Annotated in this window: 18 protein-coding genes; 15 read left to right on the forward strand and 3 right to left on the reverse strand. The window is 59.9% G+C overall.

What is annotated here, in order from left to right; all coding sequences use genetic code 11:
* Window positions 1-25 precede the first annotated feature (25 nt).
* The 7 genes from motA to C7477_RS10715 all read left to right on the forward strand — a co-directional run bounded on the left by motA (window position 26) and on the right by C7477_RS10715 (window position 5,434).
* Window positions 26-901 (forward strand): flagellar motor stator protein MotA, encoded by an 876-nt coding sequence (gene motA, locus C7477_RS10680; RefSeq protein WP_110751904.1) that lies wholly within the window; start codon window positions 26-28, stop codon window positions 899-901.
* A 1-nt stretch (window position 902) separates the two neighbouring features.
* On the forward strand, window positions 903-1,847 hold the full coding sequence (locus C7477_RS10685; RefSeq protein WP_110751906.1) for a FliM/FliN family flagellar motor switch protein: 945 nt from the start codon (window positions 903-905) through the stop codon (window positions 1,845-1,847).
* Entirely contained in the window at window positions 1,828-2,286 is a 459-nt protein-coding gene (locus tag C7477_RS10690) for a BAB2_0123 family type IV secretion system effector (RefSeq protein ID WP_110751908.1), read from the forward strand. Before C7477_RS10685 ends, C7477_RS10690 begins: the two co-directional genes overlap by 20 nt.
* A gap of 30 nt (window positions 2,287-2,316) precedes the next feature.
* Complete coding sequence (gene fliN, locus C7477_RS10695; RefSeq protein ID WP_110751910.1) at window positions 2,317-2,649, forward strand: flagellar motor switch protein FliN; 333 nt, start codon at window positions 2,317-2,319, stop codon at window positions 2,647-2,649.
* A gap of 3 nt (window positions 2,650-2,652) precedes the next feature.
* Window positions 2,653-3,693 carry a flagellar motor switch protein FliG gene (locus tag C7477_RS10700; protein WP_110751912.1) on the forward strand — a complete coding sequence of 347 codons (1,041 nt, stop codon included), beginning with the start codon at window positions 2,653-2,655 and terminating at the stop codon, window positions 3,691-3,693.
* Between the two features lie 236 nt (window positions 3,694-3,929).
* Complete coding sequence (locus C7477_RS10710; RefSeq protein WP_110751914.1) at window positions 3,930-5,012, forward strand: EscU/YscU/HrcU family type III secretion system export apparatus switch protein; 1,083 nt, start codon at window positions 3,930-3,932, stop codon at window positions 5,010-5,012.
* On the forward strand, window positions 5,009-5,434 hold the full coding sequence (locus C7477_RS10715) for a hypothetical protein (RefSeq protein WP_110751916.1): 426 nt from the start codon (window positions 5,009-5,011) through the stop codon (window positions 5,432-5,434). Before C7477_RS10710 ends, C7477_RS10715 begins: the two co-directional genes overlap by 4 nt.
* 7 nt (window positions 5,435-5,441) lie before the next feature.
* On the opposite strand, the gene C7477_RS10720 is transcribed toward C7477_RS10715, so the two are convergent.
* The 3 genes from C7477_RS10720 to C7477_RS10730 form a co-directional block, all read right to left on the reverse strand.
* A complete protein-coding gene (locus tag C7477_RS10720) occupies window positions 5,442-5,987 on the reverse strand; it encodes a hypothetical protein (RefSeq protein ID WP_181418395.1) in 546 nt (181 codons plus the stop codon).
* A gap of 47 nt (window positions 5,988-6,034) precedes the next feature.
* Window positions 6,035-6,820, reverse strand: a complete 786-nt coding sequence (locus C7477_RS10725) for a helix-turn-helix transcriptional regulator (protein ID WP_110751920.1) — start codon at window positions 6,818-6,820, stop codon at window positions 6,035-6,037.
* Window positions 6,821-7,083: 263 nt separating this feature from the next.
* A complete protein-coding gene (locus C7477_RS10730) occupies window positions 7,084-7,791 on the reverse strand; it encodes a TetR/AcrR family transcriptional regulator (RefSeq protein ID WP_110751922.1) in 708 nt (235 codons plus the stop codon).
* 146 nt (window positions 7,792-7,937) lie between these two features.
* Between C7477_RS10730 and C7477_RS10735 the strand changes: the two genes are divergently transcribed.
* From C7477_RS10735 to C7477_RS10770, 8 genes are all read left to right on the forward strand, one after another.
* Window positions 7,938-9,209, forward strand: coding sequence for an HlyD family secretion protein (locus C7477_RS10735; protein ID WP_245411806.1), 1,272 nt, complete (start codon window positions 7,938-7,940; stop codon window positions 9,207-9,209).
* Between the two features lie 249 nt (window positions 9,210-9,458).
* Window positions 9,459-11,042, forward strand: a complete 1,584-nt coding sequence (locus C7477_RS10740) for a DHA2 family efflux MFS transporter permease subunit (RefSeq protein ID WP_110751926.1) — start codon at window positions 9,459-9,461, stop codon at window positions 11,040-11,042.
* Between the two features lie 332 nt (window positions 11,043-11,374).
* Complete coding sequence (locus C7477_RS10745; RefSeq protein ID WP_110752029.1) at window positions 11,375-12,478, forward strand: ABC transporter substrate-binding protein; 1,104 nt, start codon at window positions 11,375-11,377, stop codon at window positions 12,476-12,478.
* A gap of 60 nt (window positions 12,479-12,538) precedes the next feature.
* Window positions 12,539-13,432: an ABC transporter permease gene (locus C7477_RS10750; RefSeq protein WP_110751928.1), complete on the forward strand. Its 894-nt coding sequence runs from the start codon at window positions 12,539-12,541 to the stop codon at window positions 13,430-13,432.
* Entirely contained in the window at window positions 13,429-14,217 is a 789-nt protein-coding gene (locus C7477_RS10755; RefSeq protein WP_110751930.1) for an ABC transporter permease, read from the forward strand. Before C7477_RS10750 ends, C7477_RS10755 begins: the two co-directional genes overlap by 4 nt.
* Window positions 14,218-14,286: 69 nt before the next feature.
* Complete coding sequence (locus C7477_RS10760; RefSeq protein WP_110751932.1) at window positions 14,287-15,348, forward strand: ABC transporter ATP-binding protein; 1,062 nt, start codon at window positions 14,287-14,289, stop codon at window positions 15,346-15,348.
* 83 nt (window positions 15,349-15,431) lie between these two features.
* On the forward strand, window positions 15,432-15,650 hold the full coding sequence (locus C7477_RS10765) for a hypothetical protein (RefSeq protein ID WP_210206142.1): 219 nt from the start codon (window positions 15,432-15,434) through the stop codon (window positions 15,648-15,650).
* Window positions 15,637-15,963 (forward strand): type II toxin-antitoxin system PemK/MazF family toxin, encoded by a 327-nt coding sequence (locus tag C7477_RS10770; RefSeq protein WP_110751936.1) that lies wholly within the window; start codon window positions 15,637-15,639, stop codon window positions 15,961-15,963. The genes C7477_RS10765 and C7477_RS10770 overlap by 14 nt, the downstream gene beginning before the upstream one ends.
* Window positions 15,964-16,004 lie beyond the last annotated feature (41 nt).

Below are 16,004 nucleotides of genomic sequence, written 5' to 3' on the forward strand. Positions count from 1 at the left end.
AATATATTTTCAGGAGAAGAGCGCTTTGGGCATTATCATCGGCCTCGTCGTCACCCTTGGCTGCATGCTTGGCGGCTTCATCGCCATGGGCGGCCATGTCAGCGTGCTGATCCAGCCGTGGGAATTCGTCATCATCCTGGGTGCGGCCCTCGGCACATTCCTCGTCGCCAATCCGTTTTCGGCGGTCAAGGATACCGGCCGCGCCTGCATGGAGGCGTTCACCAATGCCGTGCCGAAGCAGCGCGACTATCTGGACATCCTGGGCGTCCTCTACAGCCTGATGCGCGAATTGCGCGCAAAATCGCGCAATGAGGTGGAAGTCCATGTCGACAATCCGCAGGAATCGCCGATTTTCCAGGCCTTTCCCAGCGTTTTGAAGAACCAGGACCTGACCAACTTCATCTGCGACTACTGCCGTCTGATCATCATCGGCAACGCCCGCTCGCACGAGATCGAGGCGCTGATGGATGAGGAAATCCATACCATCGTGCGTGACAAGCTGAAGCCCTACAACGCCATGGTCGCCGTTTCGGAAGGCCTGCCGGCGCTGGGCATCGTCGCCGCTGTGCTGGGTGTCATCAAGGCCATGGGCGCGCTCGACCAGTCGCCGGAAGTGCTCGGACATCTCATCGGTGCGGCCCTTGTCGGAACCTTCGCCGGCATCTTCTTTTCCTATGCCGTCGTCGGCCCTATCGCCACCAAGATCAAGACCACCCGCGAGAAGAAGAACCGGCTCTACATCATCGTCAAGCAGACGCTGCTTGCCTATATGAACGGCGCGCTGCCGCAGATCGCGCTGGAATATGGACGCAAGACGATCTCTTCCTACGACCGCCCCTCCATAGATGTGGTCGAGCAGGAAACGCTGACGAGTATCCCGGCGCAACAACAGGCGGCGTGAGATGACCGACGACGGCTCCACCCAAGCTGCGAAACCCGACATCCTGGCGGAAAGCATCCTGCGCGCCGCCGGCATGTCGGTGGACGACCTCAAATCGCTGGGCCATGTCTTCAAGGACGCCGCGGCGACATTCTCGGGGCGCCTGAAGGAATTGACCCCCGTTGCCGTCGAGACCGAGGTTTCCGGAATGGAAAGCGTCGAGCGGGCGCAGGTCGAGATGCTGCTGGCCCGCGACGCCGTGATAGCGCCTGTTCATGTCGACCCCTGGGGCAGCACCATCCATATGGTCGCCGACCGGGCCTTTGTTTTTTCCGGGGTTGAAGCCTTGTTCGGTGCCGGCGCGAATTTCGATTCCTTCGATACGCCAAGGGCGTTCACCAGCGTGGAACGCAAGGTCGCGCGCGAACTCTTCGCTCATCTGGGCGCGGCGCTGGATCATGTATTCGCCGGCGCGGAGCAACAGATCTTCCGTGTCGGCGAGCCGGTGCAGACGAGCGCATTCGATCTTGAAGAATTCGGCCAATCCCGGCTTTTCGCCTGTGCCTTCACTATTCGAGCAGCGGGCAAGACGGGAACTGTACGGCTCCTGATGCCGCGCGCCTGTCATCGCCCAATGCAGGAGGCGATCGCGGACCTGTTGCGCAAGCCATCGGCCCATTCGGACCCCGCATGGGCGCGAAAGCTGCGGATCGAGGTGAGCCGCGCGAAAGTTGGCATAGAGGCATTCATCCAGCAAGGCACCATGACGCTGGATGAAATTTCCCGCCTCCAGCCAGGCCAGGTGTTGAAACTGCCGAAAGACGCCATTGAGCAGGTCCGCCTGCGTAGCGGCGGACAGGCACTCTTCAAATGTACGCTCGGCAAGGCGGGCGCTAATTTCACCGTGCGGATCGGGGATCCGGTCAATCAGGAAGAGGATCTTATCGATGAACTTGCTGCTGGTTAACGCTATTTCGGCGGCGCTTTCGCTCGTCTCGATTGCCGTTGTCATCGTGGCGCTGCGCAAGGCGGCGCAAATGATCCGCCTTGGCCGGATGATGGCTGCCGAAATCGCGACCGCCTCCGCGGGTCTGGAGAACGCGTTTGCGGCGCTCAGAAGCGAGCACGACGACCTCCGTGATGAGGGGCGGAAGCTGAATGCGCGCCTTGAGGAAACCGCGAAGGCCCAGCGCGAAATCACCCGCTCGCTCGAGCTCATGGAGCGCATCCGCGCCGATTTGCGCGGTGATATCCGTGCGCTGTATGCGCTGCGCGCGTCCGCCCCATCTCGCCCCGCAACTGCGGCAGCCGCCGCCGCGCCTGAGCCCCTCGCCGCGCCGGCGCAGGCAAGGCAGCTGCCGGTCTTCGTGCATCGTCGCGTCAGCACCGCAACCGCGCATTCATAAAAGGGCGCGCATTCATAAAAGGGAACGACGATGGACAAGGAATTCGACAACGCGATCGACGAGCTGGATAACGCGCCGCGCCCCAGCCGCCCCGCGAACGCAAGCTCCGGCGCGAACAAACCGAACCTGGATCTCATCATGGGAATTCCAGTCGATGTGCAGGTGGTGCTGGGCGGCACGACCATGCCGGTCGCCAATCTGATGAAGCTCGGACGCGGCGCTGTCGTCACGCTCGACAAGCAGATCGGCGATCCGGTCGATATCGTCGTCAACGGCCGGGTCATCGCCCGCGGCGAGGTGATCGTGCTGGAAGACGATTCCTCCCGTTTCGGCGTCAGCCTGACCGAAGTCATCGGCAAGTAAGCGATGTACGAAAAAGAAGCGGAAGAGACGGAAGCGGAAGACGCGCGGACCATCGCGCCATTGTCCGGCCCGCAAAAGGCGGCGGCTCTCCTGGTTGCCATAGGGCGGCCCGCGGCGGCGCGTCTTCTCAAGCATTTCCAGCAGGACGATCTGCGCCTGCTTGCGACACAGGCCCGCAAGCTGGACCCGATATCGCCAACTGATTTCGAGGAACTGGTCAAGGAATTCGAAGACGCATTCGCCGATGGCGCGTCGCTTTCGGAAGCAGGCCTGCGTTTTGAAGGCTTGCTGCGCGAGGCCCTCCCACAGGACGAAGTGGAGGCGCTCTTCGACGAGCGGCCCAGAGCAGCGCTGGTGCAGGAATCGGTATGGGATCAGCTTACCCGCCTGCCGGTGGAAACGTTGCAGGCCTACCTCGTCGAACAGCACCCGCAAATCATCGCTTACACGATTTCGAAACTGCCGTCGGACATCGCCGCCCGCCTCTTCATCGGCCTTCCCTCTCAGCTTCGCAGCGCCGTCGTGCAGCGCACCCTGCATATCCGCGCCGTCACGCCGGCTGTGTCTGAAATGCTGGAAGATGTCCTGCGGCGCGAAGTAACCGGCAGGACGGACAAGGGCGCCAGCCAAGCCAATCACGGCCAGATCGCCAATATCCTGAACCAGCTCGATAAATTCGAAATCGACGAGATGCTGCATAGCCTTTCGGATTTGAATGACGACGATCTTTCACGGATCAAGGCCAAGCTGTTCACCTTCGAGGATATCGGACGGCTGTCGCAGCGCGCGCGCCTGCTTCTGTTCGATGAGGTGCCGACGGATCAGGTCACCACCGCGCTGCGTGGGGCTGATGCCAGATTGCAGGAATTGGTCCTGTCTTCCCTCTCCACGCGCGGACGCCGAATGGTCGAGACCGAACTCGCCGCCGGACAAGCCAATATCACGGCGCAGAACATCGCCGACGCCCGCCGCGCGATTGCCCGCACGGCCATTTCACTGGCGGAACGTGGGCTGATTGAGCTTGAGGCGGAAGGGGTGGTTTGAGTGCGACTGGATATGACAATGCTTGTCCGAGTCACCCCCCTCTGTCCTGCCGGACATCTCCCCCTCAAGGGGGGAGATTACGCCTTCATCAACGCTCGGCACCAATCGCAAATGGCGCAGGATGGGGGCCGTAAGCAATGTCAGCCAATCTCCCTCCTTGAGGGGGAGATGCCCGGCAGGGCAGAGGGGGGTATTGCGCCAACGATTCTTCAGTTCCAGCGCGACATGCCATAACCATGTCCGACGCCCCCGATAAAGAAAGCAAAACGGAAGAGGCCTCCGAGCAGAAGGTTCGCGATGCCGTGGAAAAGGGTAATCTGCCCTTCGCCAAGGAAGTGCCGATTCTCGCCTCGGTCGTCGCCTTTCTTATCATCGCCGTCTTCATTAGCGCGCCCGGCGCGGCCAAGCTCACTTTCTTTCTGGCGGAACTCATCGACCGGCCCGAGGATTGGCTGCTTAACTCGAGCGAGGATGCAGGCCAGCTGTTTCAGCTGCTTGCGATCGCGGTCGGCACCGCCCTTCTGCCAATTCTGGTGATCGTGCCGCTCGCAGGCATCGCGGCCTCCGCTTTCCAGAACGCGCCGCGTTTTGTGGGCGAGCGCATCCGCCCGCAATTCTCGCGCATTTCGCCTGCCAAGGGCTGGACGCGCATCTTCGGCAAGGCGGGCCAAGTCGAGTTCCTTAAATCCCTGTTCAAGCTCTCCGCCGCAAGCCTCGTCGTCTTTTTCGTCTTCTTCAACAGCAAGGCGCTGTTCACCGATGCCATTGCCACCGACCCCCGCGCCCTGCCCGAATTCATCCGGTTGAACGTCGTCCATCTCCTCGCCGCCAATGCCGTCGCCATCACCGTCCTCGCCGGGTTCGATATCGCCTGGTCACGCATCCACTGGCGCGGCGAATTGCGCATGACCAAGCAGGAGGTCAAGGACGAGCACAAGCAGTCCGAAGGCAACCCGCTGGTGAAATCGCGCCAGCGTTCGCTGGGCCGTGACAGGGCGCGCCGACGCATGATCGCCGCGGTTCCCACCGCAACCCTCATCGTCGCCAATCCGACACATTTTGCGGTTGCCTTGCGTTACCGGCCGGCGGAGGATTCCGCGCCGGTCGTCGTCGCCAAGGGGCAGGACCTGATCGCATTGAAAATCCGCGAAATCGCCGAGGCCAACGGCATCCCCGTCTTCGAGGATGTCCAGCTAGCCCGATCGTTGCATAAGCAGATGCGGGTAGATCAGATCATAGCCCCGGAATTCTACAAAGCGGTCGCGGAACTCATCCAGTTCATCAATTCCCGCCAAAAACCATATGCGGTGAGCGCATGAGAAGCACGCAATTTTCGCAGACGCGTGAAGCGATCATCGCTGGGCACATGCGTGAAGTCATCCATGACCTTAAGCTTGTCGATGTCGCTGATTACATCGCGTTTATCCGCTGCGATCTTTTCGCCAATATCGCCGATATCGTCAATTCGGCGACGGAACTGCACTTCTCTCCGCAAATCCTGCAGTTCGGCCATGGCGGAGAATATGAACTGGACTGGAACCGCCCGCCCCGCATCACCCTCGACATGGAATTCCGCAACGAGGGCGTCTACGCCTATTTCCGGGTCCTGATCAGCGCGGAAGGCGCCGAAATCAACCTGAACCACATCGCCTTCGACCAGGCGGATGAAAGCCCGGCGTTGAATACCGCGCGGCTGGCCAAGGCGTTTGAGAGTGCAAGGATTCCGGTGAAAAGCGGCTAGAGAATCGTTATTTGAAAAATGCCAGAACAGTTTGCCAGTTATTGGCAATGGTGATTATCCCCACCGCAATACCCAACATGCTGGCAATCCGGGCTGTGGTAGGAAGGCTATCGACGCGCCCACGCAGATGTCCAAAAGCCTCCGCGCTAGGCAGAGTGGCTATACGCCCTTTGATCTCGGCAACATCCGAAGCACTTGGCAGGGTGGCCACACGGCCCTTGATTTCGGCAACATCCGAACTCAGCAAGCTGAAGGCTTGCTCACTTGCGGTCATGCGGCCCTTTATTTCGGTAACATCCAAATTCAGCGCGCTGACCTTCGCATCGATTGTGGATACTCGTCCATCCACCCGCACGATATCAAGCTTGACCATGCTTACCGCGTCGATAAGCCTATCCAGCTTGCCGTCGATCTTATCAAACTTCGTCTCAAGTGCGGCTACGCGAGCTTCCATGCCATCTCCAGAAGGCGGCTCCCCACCTCGTCTCTTCTGGTAAGTATAGGTGATGCCGGCCGAACTGTCGATTGGTTTGCGATTATCCTTAGCCACCATTGCCCCCCGGCTTTCCCCATAATGCCGGGCACTATCGCACTACTTCCTCACGACTGTAAATGCGAAGCATCCGGCATCTCGATAATGCCGAGCGACAGAGCTGTGGCCACCGCCGAAGTGCGGTTGGAGCAGCCGAGCTTTATCTTGGCGTTTTGCAGATAGGTCACCACCGTCCAGCGGGCGATGTGGAGGATTTCCGCGATTTCACCATCCGTCTTGCCGGCAGCCGCCCAGCGCAGGCAATCGATCTCGCGCCGGGTAAGAAGGTTCGCAGCTGCCGCCCCGCCTTCCCTGCTACCATAGAGCGAGTTATGAATCTGGCTCGATGCGCCCAGAAGCTTTGGGCGCAATTTCTCGATGAACTTGTCCTTGTCGGCATCCCCGATATCGAAGGTAAAGAGCGTAGAGCCGGGAAACCCATGCGCGTTTGCCGCCCCGACCGCGATGAAGAGATTACCCAACCCATGCTTTTGCCCATCCTGAATGAAGGCCTGCACGTCCGGATTGCTCTGGGCATCCTCCTCGAGATTGCGAAGCTTTCCGGCGGCATCGCTGCGTAGGAGCGGCGAGTCGTCCTGCATCATGGGATCGACGCTGAAGTAATTCTTGGCCGAATAGCGCAATATCCAGCTGGTGGGATAGGTCATGACGACCGACAGGTCCGACGGATTGCTCTTGACGGTCTCGTCCAGCCTGGTGCGCGAAACATGCGCGATATGCTGGCAGCCAAGATCATCGCGAACACGGCAAAATAGTTCCAATGCGCCATTCTTGGAAGAAGAACCAAAAAAGCTCTTCTTGAAATTTGGAAAATGCACAAGATCAAGGCTCATTGTATATCCTTAGCCGCCAGCCCACAGGAAATGAATGGTCGTCTTCGCAAGCCGTCCATAAACGGCATCACGCCTTTAAGCGAGTCGAATATTCGACTTGGCTACAAGACGTGAAACTGGCACAAAAAGGAACTGGTATCCCAAACGGATTCAACAACTTCCGCAAACTTATGCACAAAATAGACGGAATTTGTCACGTGCCTGACGCCCAGCAACTATTCCTGGTTGCATAGGCTCTAAAATCCTCATTTTGCTTGAGATTTTTAATTTTCGCGCCGTCTCGGCGCATAGCCGGCGAAAAAGAGATCGACCGCTGAGATGACGGTTCTCCGTATCTGTTCGGCATCGGGCTCTTCGGCCATCGCTCCGAACAATCGCTCCCGATAGATGCCGGCCAGAAACATGCCGCCCAGTTGATGGCCCGCAAGCTCGGTATCTTCTATGTCGAGGTGTCCGTCGGCGACCTGCTTGTCCAGAAATTTCTTGAGCAGAGCCTTTCCGCGCTTCGGCCCCTGTTCATAAAAACGCGCGCCGATTTCCGGCATCCGGTCGGCGACGCCAATCACGATCCGCTGGGCGCGAATGACCGGTTCCGATGTAATCAGCGTACCAAGCGAAATGCCGAACTTGATAAGAGCCTCGCGCCCGGAAAGTCCCTTTTCGATGTCGGCCATGAGATCGGCGAACATCGCCGCGCGATATTCGTCGCATAGCGCCTCGAACAACTCTTCCTTGCCGGTGAAATAGACATAGATCGTGCCTTTGGAGACCCCCGCCTCGCGCGTTATGTCATTGATGCTGGCGGCATCGAAGCCCATGCGGAGGAAAACACGGCGCGCGCCATCCAATATCTGGCTGCGCTTGGCCGGATCCTGCCCCGCGCCAAGCCTTGGCTGACGCGAAAACCCTGCTTCGCCGCGCTCCTCGCATTTGTCCGCGAGGATTTCTCCAGCTTTGCCTTCGCCAGTCATTTTCTTGAACACTCTTCAACGCTCGTTACATTTTTTCGAACCAAACGGTTCGATTGCCCTTGATATGGCGCTTGTCCTGATCTAAGTCAACCGTCGAACCGATCGGTTCGTTCGCCGACGAGATTTTGTAGAAAGTCATCTTTCCCATGTCTACATCCGTATCCGCTTCCAAGCCCGCTGAAAGCGGCGTCAATGAAACCGGTAAGGTCCGCCCCTTTCCTGTGATGAGGCAGGATGTAGAAGGCCCCGCTCCGCTTGATCCTCGCGCCGAACAACCGGCGCCGCATTCGCCTGCCGCAAGCCCCAAGATCGGGGCCGGCGATGGCAAGGCTGCCGAGGGCAGGAAGAAAAAAGGCATCGGCCGGCGGGTCGTGCTCCCGGTTCTGCTTGCCGGCGGCATCGTCGGCGCGGGCTGGTACGGCTATGATTACTGGACGAACGGCCGCTTTCTGGTGACGACCGATGACGCCTATGTTCAGGGCGACATCGCCGACATTTCGCCGAAGGTAACAGGCTATATCGAAAAGGTGCCCGTCGCCGCGAACCAGTTCGTCAAGGCGGGCGATGTCATCTTCCAGCTCGATGACGGCGATTACCGCATCGCGCTTGAAGAGGCCGAAGCCAAAATCGCCACGCAAGCGCAGACGCTTTCCCGCATCATCGCCCAGATCAAGGCGGCCCAGGCCTCGCTGCAGCAGGCGCAGGCGACGAAACTCGCCACCAGCGCGATTGCGACCAATGCCAAGGCGACGATGGAGCGGTCCCAGCAATTGCACAACACGCGCTTTGTATCCCAGTCCGATCTGGACAGCGCCACATCCGCCCTCAATCAGGCGGACGCCAATGTGGCGGGAGCGGACGCGCAGATTGCAGCGGCCGAGGCCAATGTCGGCGTGCTCCAGGCACAATACAAGGAAGCCGAAAGCGGCATGAAGTCGCTCGAGCTCGCGCGCGACAAGGCGGAACGCGATCTTTCCTTCGCCACCATCCGCGCCCCCTTCGACGGCGCGATCGGCAATCTCTCCGGCAAGCTTGGCGACCTTGTCAGCGCCGGCCAGAGGATCGCGGCGCTCGTGCCGGTCGATCATCTCTATATCGACGCAAATTTCAAGGAAACGCAGCTAGCCGAAATCAAGCCCGGCGAGAAGGTTGAAATCTCCGTCGATGCGCTCGATGGCGAAACCTTCGAAGGCACTGTGGCTTCCGTCGCGCCTGCCTCTGGCGCGGTCTTCTCGCTGCTGCCGCCGGAAAACGCCACGGGCAATTTCACCAAGGTCGTCCAGCGCGTTCCAGTCCGCATCTCCATCCCACAGGATGCACTTGCCACCGGCAAGTTCCGCGCAGGGCTCAGCGCCATCGTCAGCATCGATACACGCACGGCGCCGGCGGAAAACACCGTCGCGGCGGTGGTGAAGTAAGAGCGCCCTCCTTCCCCCATGCGGGGATTGAGGAGCGTTCGGCCGTAGGGCCGAGGAAAAGCCAACGATTTGGCTTTTCCAGCGACGAACCCCGCGGAGCGGGCGGATGGGGGTGGCGACGTTTGCGCTACGATCTTCAGCAGAGGCGCAAACGTCACCACCCCCACCCGACCCTTCGGGCCACCCTCCCCGCAAGGGGGAGGGAAAGAATCGCCGCAACGCTACGCGTTAGCTAAGAAAGTAAAATCCATGGCCGCCACCACAGCCGACATGCCGGCATCGCTGTCTCCCGCCGACGACCGCATCGATCCGAAAAAGGCCATCGCCTTCCTTGCGATGGTCTTCGGCATGTTCATGGCTATCCTGGATATCCAGATCGTCTCGGCCTCGCTGGCGGAAATTCAGGCGGGGTTGAGCGCCAGTTCGGATGAGATATCCTGGGTGCAGACCTCGTACCTGATCGCGGAAGTCATCATGATCCCGCTTTCCGGCTTCCTTGGACGCCTGCTCTCGACGCGCGTGCTGTTCACCGTCGCGGCAGCTGGTTTCACCCTCGCCAGCATTCTGTGCGCAACCGCCACCAATATCGACCAGATGATCATCTACCGCGCCATACAGGGCTTCATCGGCGGCGGCATGATCCCCAGCGTGTTTGCAGCGGCATTCACGATCTTCCCGCCATCGAAGCGCGCCATCGTCTCGCCGATGATCGGCCTTGTCGCCACCCTTGCCCCCACCATCGGCCCAACGGTCGGCGGCTATCTGAGCGACGCCTTCTCCTGGCACTGGCTGTTCCTCGTCAATGTCTTTCCCGGCATACTGGTGAGCCTCGCGGCATGGAACCTCATCGATTTCGACGAGGGCGACAGCTCGCTTTTGAGCAAGTTCGACTGGTGGGGCCTCGCCGGCATGGCTGCTTTTCTGGGGTCGCTCGAATATGTCCTTGAAGAAGGGCCGCGCAACGACTGGCTTCAGGATGAGGCTATCTTCATTCTCAGCATCGTTCTTGTCATCGGCGCGGTCGTCTTTTTCTACCGCGCATTCACGGCGGAAGAGCCGATTGCCGATCTGCGCGCTTTCACTAATGTCAACTTCGCCTTCGGCTCGCTGTTCTCTTTCGTCATGGGCATCGGCCTCTATGGGCTGACCTATCTCTATCCGCTCTATCTCGGCCAGATCCGCGGCTATGACGCGCTGATGATAGGCGAAACGCTGTTTATCAGCGGCCTTGCCATGTTCATGACCGCGCCGATCGCAGGCTTCCTGTCGAACAAGATGGACCCGCGCCTGATGATGATGCTCGGCTTCCTCGGCTTCGCTGCCGGCACATGGACCATGACGGGCCTGACCGCGGATTGGGATTTCCATGAACTGCTGCTGCCGCAAATCCTGCGCGGCTGTTCGCTGATGCTCTGCATGGTGCCGATCAACAATATCGCGCTCGGCACCCTGCCGCCCGCGCGCATGAAAAATGCCTCCGGCCTCTTCAACCTGACGCGAAATCTGGGCGGCGCCGTCGGTCTTGCCGTCATCAACACAATCCTGACCGATCGCGCCGACATGCACTATGAGCGCTTGGCGGAGCACATCAATTGGGGCAACCGCGCCGCGACGGATATGCTCGCCAATCTGACGGCAAAATTCAACGCCAGCGGCCTTGATGGCAGCACGGTCGCCCTCTCCCGGCTCGCCGGCATGGCCCGCCAGCAGGCGACGCTGATGTCCTTCATCGATGTCTTCTTCCTTCTGACCATGCTGTTCGCCTCGCTGGCACTCCTCGCCATTCTTGTGCGCAAGCCCGGCAAGGCGGCAGGCGGCGGTGGGGGCCATTAAGGCGCAATGAGGAATAAACTCAGGATCACATTTTCTTATCCCAAAAAGTCGGGAGACGATTTTTGTAAGAAAATTTACATTCATACGCCTCCCGCGAATATTCTCCCCCGTCATGGAAATGTAGTATTTCTGCAATATTGAATCGCTCCCCCCGCTGATTTCCCAAAAGGATCAATTGCTAAGCCCCATAAAAAATGTTTCACTTCTCGCCGTACGACGTTGAAGATCCTGCGGCGGCTGTCATCCAAATGTCATTCGAGGGGACTATCGGGATGGCGCGGATGCTGGATCAAGCCAAAGGCGTTCGCCGTTCCAACCAGGGGAGTTTTTACATGCTTGGGTATTCAGCACGCTTGCTGTGTCTTTCGACCGCTCTCGCCATTCTCGGCACATCCGTCGCCGCCGCGGAGCCTTCCGCCGAACTTATCGCCGCCGCCAAGGCAGAGGGTCAGCTGACGACCATCGCGCTGCCCCACAGCTGGTGCGGATATGGCGACCTGCTCGCCGGCTTCACGAAGAAATACGGCATCACGATCAACGAGCTGAACCCGGATGCAGGTTCGGGCGACGAAATCGAGGCCATCAAGGCCAATAAGGACAACAAGGGCCCGCAGGCGCCTGATGTCATCGATGTCGGCTTCTCCTTCGGTCCATCCGCCAAGAAAGACGGCCTGATCCAGCCCTACAAGGTTTCGACCTGGGATTCGATCCCTGATAGCGCCAAGGATGCCGATGGCGCCTGGTACGGCGATTATTATGGCGTTCTCTCGTTCGAAGTGAACAAGGACATCATCAAGGACGCGCCGCAAGACTGGTCCGACCTGCTCAAGGACGAGTACAAGAATTCGGTCGCGCTCGCCGGTGATCCGCGCGCGTCCAACCAGGCGATCCTCGGCGTTTATGCCGCCGGTCTTTCCACCGGCGCCGCTGCCGGCGCGAAGGCGGGCGAAGCCGGTCTCGACTTTTTCAAGCAGCTGAATGCCAAGGGAAATTTCGTGCCCGTCATCGGCAAGGCCGCGTCCGTGGCCCAAGGCTCGACGCCCATCCTCGTGCGCTGGGATTATAACGGCCTCGCCGATCGCGACACGCTCAATGGCAACCCCAATGTGGAAGTCGTCGTGCCGAAGTCCGGCGTCGTCGCCGGCGTCTATGTCCAGGCGATCAGCGCCTATGCGCCGCATCCCAACGCCGCCAAGCTCTGGATGGAATATCTCTATTCCGACGAAGGCCAGCTCGGCTATCTGAAGGGCTATTGCCACCCGATCCGCTTCAACGATCTCGCCAAGAACGGCAAGATCCCAGCCGATCTGCTGGCCAAGCTGCCGCCCGCGGCTGCCTATGAGAAGGCCGTCTTCCCGACGCTTGCCGACCAGGAAGCGGGCAAGGCCGCGATTACCAAGTCCTGGGATAGCGTCGTCGGCGCGAACGTCCAGTAAATAGCTTTTTCGCCGGGCGGCCATATTGTCGCCCGGCGAAAAGCATAGGGGCGGGCCGCTATGAGCAATATTCCGGACACGACAACGACCGTAAAGCCATCGCTTGCGCGGCGCCTGCCGCTCGAATGGCTAGGCGTCGCACCGTTTTTCCTTTTCGCCATCCTGTTTCTCATCTGGCCGACGCTGTTTCTCATTGTCGGCGCGTTCAAGGATCAGGCCGGTAATTTCACCTTCCAGAACATTGCCGATCTCTTCCAGCCGACGATCCTGAGCGCGTACTGGATTTCGATCCGCATCAGCCTTGCCTCGGCTCTCGGCGGCGCGATCATCGGTTTCTTCCTCGCTTGGGCGATCGTACTTGGCGGCCTGCCCGCATGGCTGCGCCCGACGGTGCTGACCTTTTCCGGGGTCGCGTCCAACTTCGCCGGCGTCCCCCTCGCCTTCGCCTTTCTCGCCACGCTTGGCCGCACCGGCCTCGTCACGGTTTTGCTCAACGAGTGGTTCGGCTTCAACCTCTATTCGACCGGCTTCAATCTCCTGAGCTTCTCCGGCCTGACGCTCACCTACATGTTCTTCCAGATACCGTTGATGGTGTTGATCCTGACCCCTGCCCTCGACGGCTTGAAGAAGGAATGGCGCGAAGCCTCCTCCATCCTGGGCGCGACGACGGTGCAATACTGGCGCATGGTGGTCTTTCCCATTTTGTGGCCAAGCCTGCTCGGCACCAGCCTGCTCCTCTTCGCAAACGCCTTCGGCGCCATCGCCACCGCCTATGCGCTGACGGGCTCATCGCTCAACATCGTGCCCATCCTGCTTTATGCGCAGATCCGCGGCGACGTGCTGCATAATGAGAACCTCGGCTATGCGCTGGCGCTCGGCATGATCCTCATCACCGGCGCGTCCAATGTGCTCTACATCTGGCTGCGGATGCGCGCCGAAAGGTGGCAGAAATGAAGGCGCAACGCATCGGCGCATGGGTCGCCTTCGCCATCGGCGCGATCTATTTCCTCGTGCCGCTGATCGGCACGTTCGAATTCTCGCTGCGCATGCGGCGCGGCGAATATTCCTTCGACGCCTACCGCGTCGTCTTCTCCGACCCGGCCTTCCAGGCGACCTTCGCCTATTCTACCGTCATGGGCCTGCTGACTATCGTCTTCGGCACCCTCCTCGTGGTGCCGACCGCCTACTGGATCAGGCTGCGCCTGCCGCAACTCCGCCCCATCGTCGAGTTCATTACGCTCATGCCGCTGGTGATCCCGGCCATCGTCATCGTCTTCGGCTATCTGCGGATCTACAATTCCTCGTCCATCCTACCGTTCACCGACTCGCGCCGGATGACGGACCTGCTGCTGATGTTCGGCTACGTGACGCTGTCGCTGCCCTATATGTACCGCGCCGTCGATACCGCCATGCGCTCCATCGACGTACGCACCCTGACGGAGGCCGCCGAAAGCCTCGGCGCCGGCTGGCCGACGATCCTGTTCAAAGTCATCTTCCCGAATGTCATGTCGGGTGTGCTCTCCGGCGCGTTCATCACATTCGCCATCGTCATCGGCGAATTCACGCTCGCCTCGCTCCTCAACCGGCCTGCCTTCGGCCCCTATCTCCAGCTCGTCGGCGCCAACCGCGCCTATGAGCCGTCCGCCCTCGCGGTCATCTCCTTCGCCGTGACATGGCTCAGCATCGCGCTGATCCAGCTCGTGTCGCGTTTCAGTAAATTCAAAGCGCCTGGAGCATGATCCCGAAAAGTTGCAGACTTTTCGGATAAGATGATGCGGCGTGTCACTCAGAGCTTAAGATCGGTTCCCATGAGTTTCCTCGATATCTCCCATTTGCAGAAGAGCTTCGGAACCAACACGGTGGTCAAGGACTTCACCTTGGGCATCGAGAAGGGCGAGTTCGTCTCCTTTCTGGGCCCCAGCGGCTGCGGCAAGACCACGGTCTTACGCATGGTGGCGGGCTTCGAGACGCCCACATCCGGCACCATCCGCATCGGCGGCAAGGATGTCATCAATCTGAAGCCGAACCAGCGCAATATCGGCATGGTGTTCCAGGCCTATGCGCTGTTCCCCAACATGACGGTGGCGCAGAACGTCGCCTTCGGCCTTCGCATCGCCGGCAAGCCCAAGGCGGAGATCGACGCGACGGTCAAGGAAATGCTGAGCCTCATCCATTTGAGCAATCTCGGCGACCGCTATCCCTACCAGCTCTCCGGCGGCCAGCAGCAGCGCGTCGCGCTCGCCCGCGCGCTCGCCACCAAGCCGCAGGTGCTGCTCCTCGACGAGCCGCTCTCCGCGCTCGACGCGAAGATCCGCGTGTCGCTACGCGATGAGATACGCTCGATCCAGCAAAAGCTCGGCATCACCACCATCTTCGTGACGCACGATCAGGAAGAGGCGCTGTCCATCTCCGACCGCGTCGTCGTCATGCATGAGGGCCGCGCCGATCAGGTCGGCACGCCCTTCGACATCTACAACCGCCCGGCCTCCCGCTTCGTCGCCTCCTTCGTCGGCACGCTCAATGTGCTGGAAGGCAAGGTCGATGATGCGGCAAAGGGCGTCGTCGATCTCGACGGTATTAGGATAACCCTGGCGGAACCCATCACCGGCCATAAGAACGGCGATACGCTGGCGCTGGCGCTGCGTCCCGAAGCCGTGACCATCGGCCAGCAGAACGGCCACGACACGGCAATCGAGGGCACGATCCACGACGTGCATTTCCTGGGTTCCGTTATCCGCACCCGCGTCTCGCTGGGCAAGAACAAGGTCTCTCTGGACATGTTCAACAACCCCGCCTCCCCCCCGCCCGCCCGCGGCGATAAGGTGAAAATCGGTTTTGCAGCACGGGATTTGCTGGTGCTGGGGGAGTAAGCGAGTGCGCGGCCCTTGCGCAACCACCAAAGACGTAATACGTATAAGGTATTATAGCGAGGTAACGAACCATGCACCGTAAAATGACGATTACTCTGGACGAAGCCGTGTATGAGGGTCTCTACCGGACTGTCGGCAAACGCCGAATGAGCCAATTCATTGAGGATTTACTGCGCCCGCATGTGCTGGATACGGCGCTTGATGAAGGCTACCGGGCCATGGCCGCCGACGAAGAACGCGAGGCTGAAGCACTGGAATGGTCCAACGCCCTGATCGGTGATGTTTCCGATGCGGCGCGGTGACATCTGGTGGGTAAATTTTGATCCATCTGTTGGCAGCGAGATTCGCAAGCTACGCCCGGCAATTATCATCAGCAACGACTCTGCGAACCGACATCTGGCCCGTGTGGTCGTCGTGCCCCTGACGAGCAACGCAGGGCGAGTTTATCCGGGAGAAGCCATAGTATCGGTCGGCGGAAAGCGCAGCAAAGCCATGGCCGACCAGATCACGACGGCAGACAAAGCGCGCCTCAAAAACCAACTGGGAACACTTTCGAAAACTGATCTTGCGACCGTGGAGGATGCGATCAAGGTCCATTTGGCCCTTCCTCTTTAATGCATCCTCGATTAGCGCCGCATCGCCGCCCCAAGGGCGGC

The sequence above is a fragment of the Paramesorhizobium leguminum genome (genome assembly GCF_003217235.1).
GTDB classification, from domain to species: Bacteria; Pseudomonadota; Alphaproteobacteria; order Rhizobiales; family Rhizobiaceae; genus Paramesorhizobium; species Paramesorhizobium leguminum.

Excerpts from the sequence above, each read along its gene's own strand:
- C7477_RS10760 (WP_110751932.1), top strand. The coding sequence starts at position 14,287 with ATGAGTTTCCTCGATATCTCCCATTTGCAGAAGAGCTTCGGAACCAAC.
- C7477_RS10730 (WP_110751922.1), bottom strand. The coding sequence starts at position 7,791 with ATGACTGGCGAAGGCAAAGCTGGAGAAATCCTCGCGGACAAATGCGAG.
- C7477_RS10745 (WP_110752029.1), top strand. The coding sequence starts at position 11,375 with ATGCTTGGGTATTCAGCACGCTTGCTGTGTCTTTCGACCGCTCTCGCC.
- C7477_RS10700 (WP_110751912.1), top strand. The coding sequence starts at position 2,653 with ATGTACGAAAAAGAAGCGGAAGAGACGGAAGCGGAAGACGCGCGGACC.
- C7477_RS10770 (WP_110751936.1), top strand. The coding sequence starts at position 15,637 with ATGCGGCGCGGTGACATCTGGTGGGTAAATTTTGATCCATCTGTTGGC.
- C7477_RS10755 (WP_110751930.1), top strand. The coding sequence starts at position 13,429 with ATGAAGGCGCAACGCATCGGCGCATGGGTCGCCTTCGCCATCGGCGCG.
- C7477_RS10740 (WP_110751926.1), top strand. The coding sequence starts at position 9,459 with ATGGCCGCCACCACAGCCGACATGCCGGCATCGCTGTCTCCCGCCGAC.
- C7477_RS10750 (WP_110751928.1), top strand. The coding sequence starts at position 12,539 with ATGAGCAATATTCCGGACACGACAACGACCGTAAAGCCATCGCTTGCG.
- C7477_RS10715 (WP_110751916.1), top strand. The coding sequence starts at position 5,009 with ATGAGAAGCACGCAATTTTCGCAGACGCGTGAAGCGATCATCGCTGGG.
- C7477_RS10720 (WP_181418395.1), bottom strand. The coding sequence starts at position 5,987 with ATGGTGGCTAAGGATAATCGCAAACCAATCGACAGTTCGGCCGGCATC.
- C7477_RS10765 (WP_210206142.1), top strand. The coding sequence starts at position 15,432 with ATGACGATTACTCTGGACGAAGCCGTGTATGAGGGTCTCTACCGGACT.
- fliN (WP_110751910.1), top strand. The coding sequence starts at position 2,317 with ATGGACAAGGAATTCGACAACGCGATCGACGAGCTGGATAACGCGCCG.
- C7477_RS10735 (WP_245411806.1), top strand. The coding sequence starts at position 7,938 with ATGTCTACATCCGTATCCGCTTCCAAGCCCGCTGAAAGCGGCGTCAAT.
- C7477_RS10725 (WP_110751920.1), bottom strand. The coding sequence starts at position 6,820 with ATGAGCCTTGATCTTGTGCATTTTCCAAATTTCAAGAAGAGCTTTTTT.
- C7477_RS10685 (WP_110751906.1), top strand. The coding sequence starts at position 903 with ATGACCGACGACGGCTCCACCCAAGCTGCGAAACCCGACATCCTGGCG.
- C7477_RS10710 (WP_110751914.1), top strand. The coding sequence starts at position 3,930 with ATGTCCGACGCCCCCGATAAAGAAAGCAAAACGGAAGAGGCCTCCGAG.
- C7477_RS10690 (WP_110751908.1), top strand. The coding sequence starts at position 1,828 with ATGAACTTGCTGCTGGTTAACGCTATTTCGGCGGCGCTTTCGCTCGTC.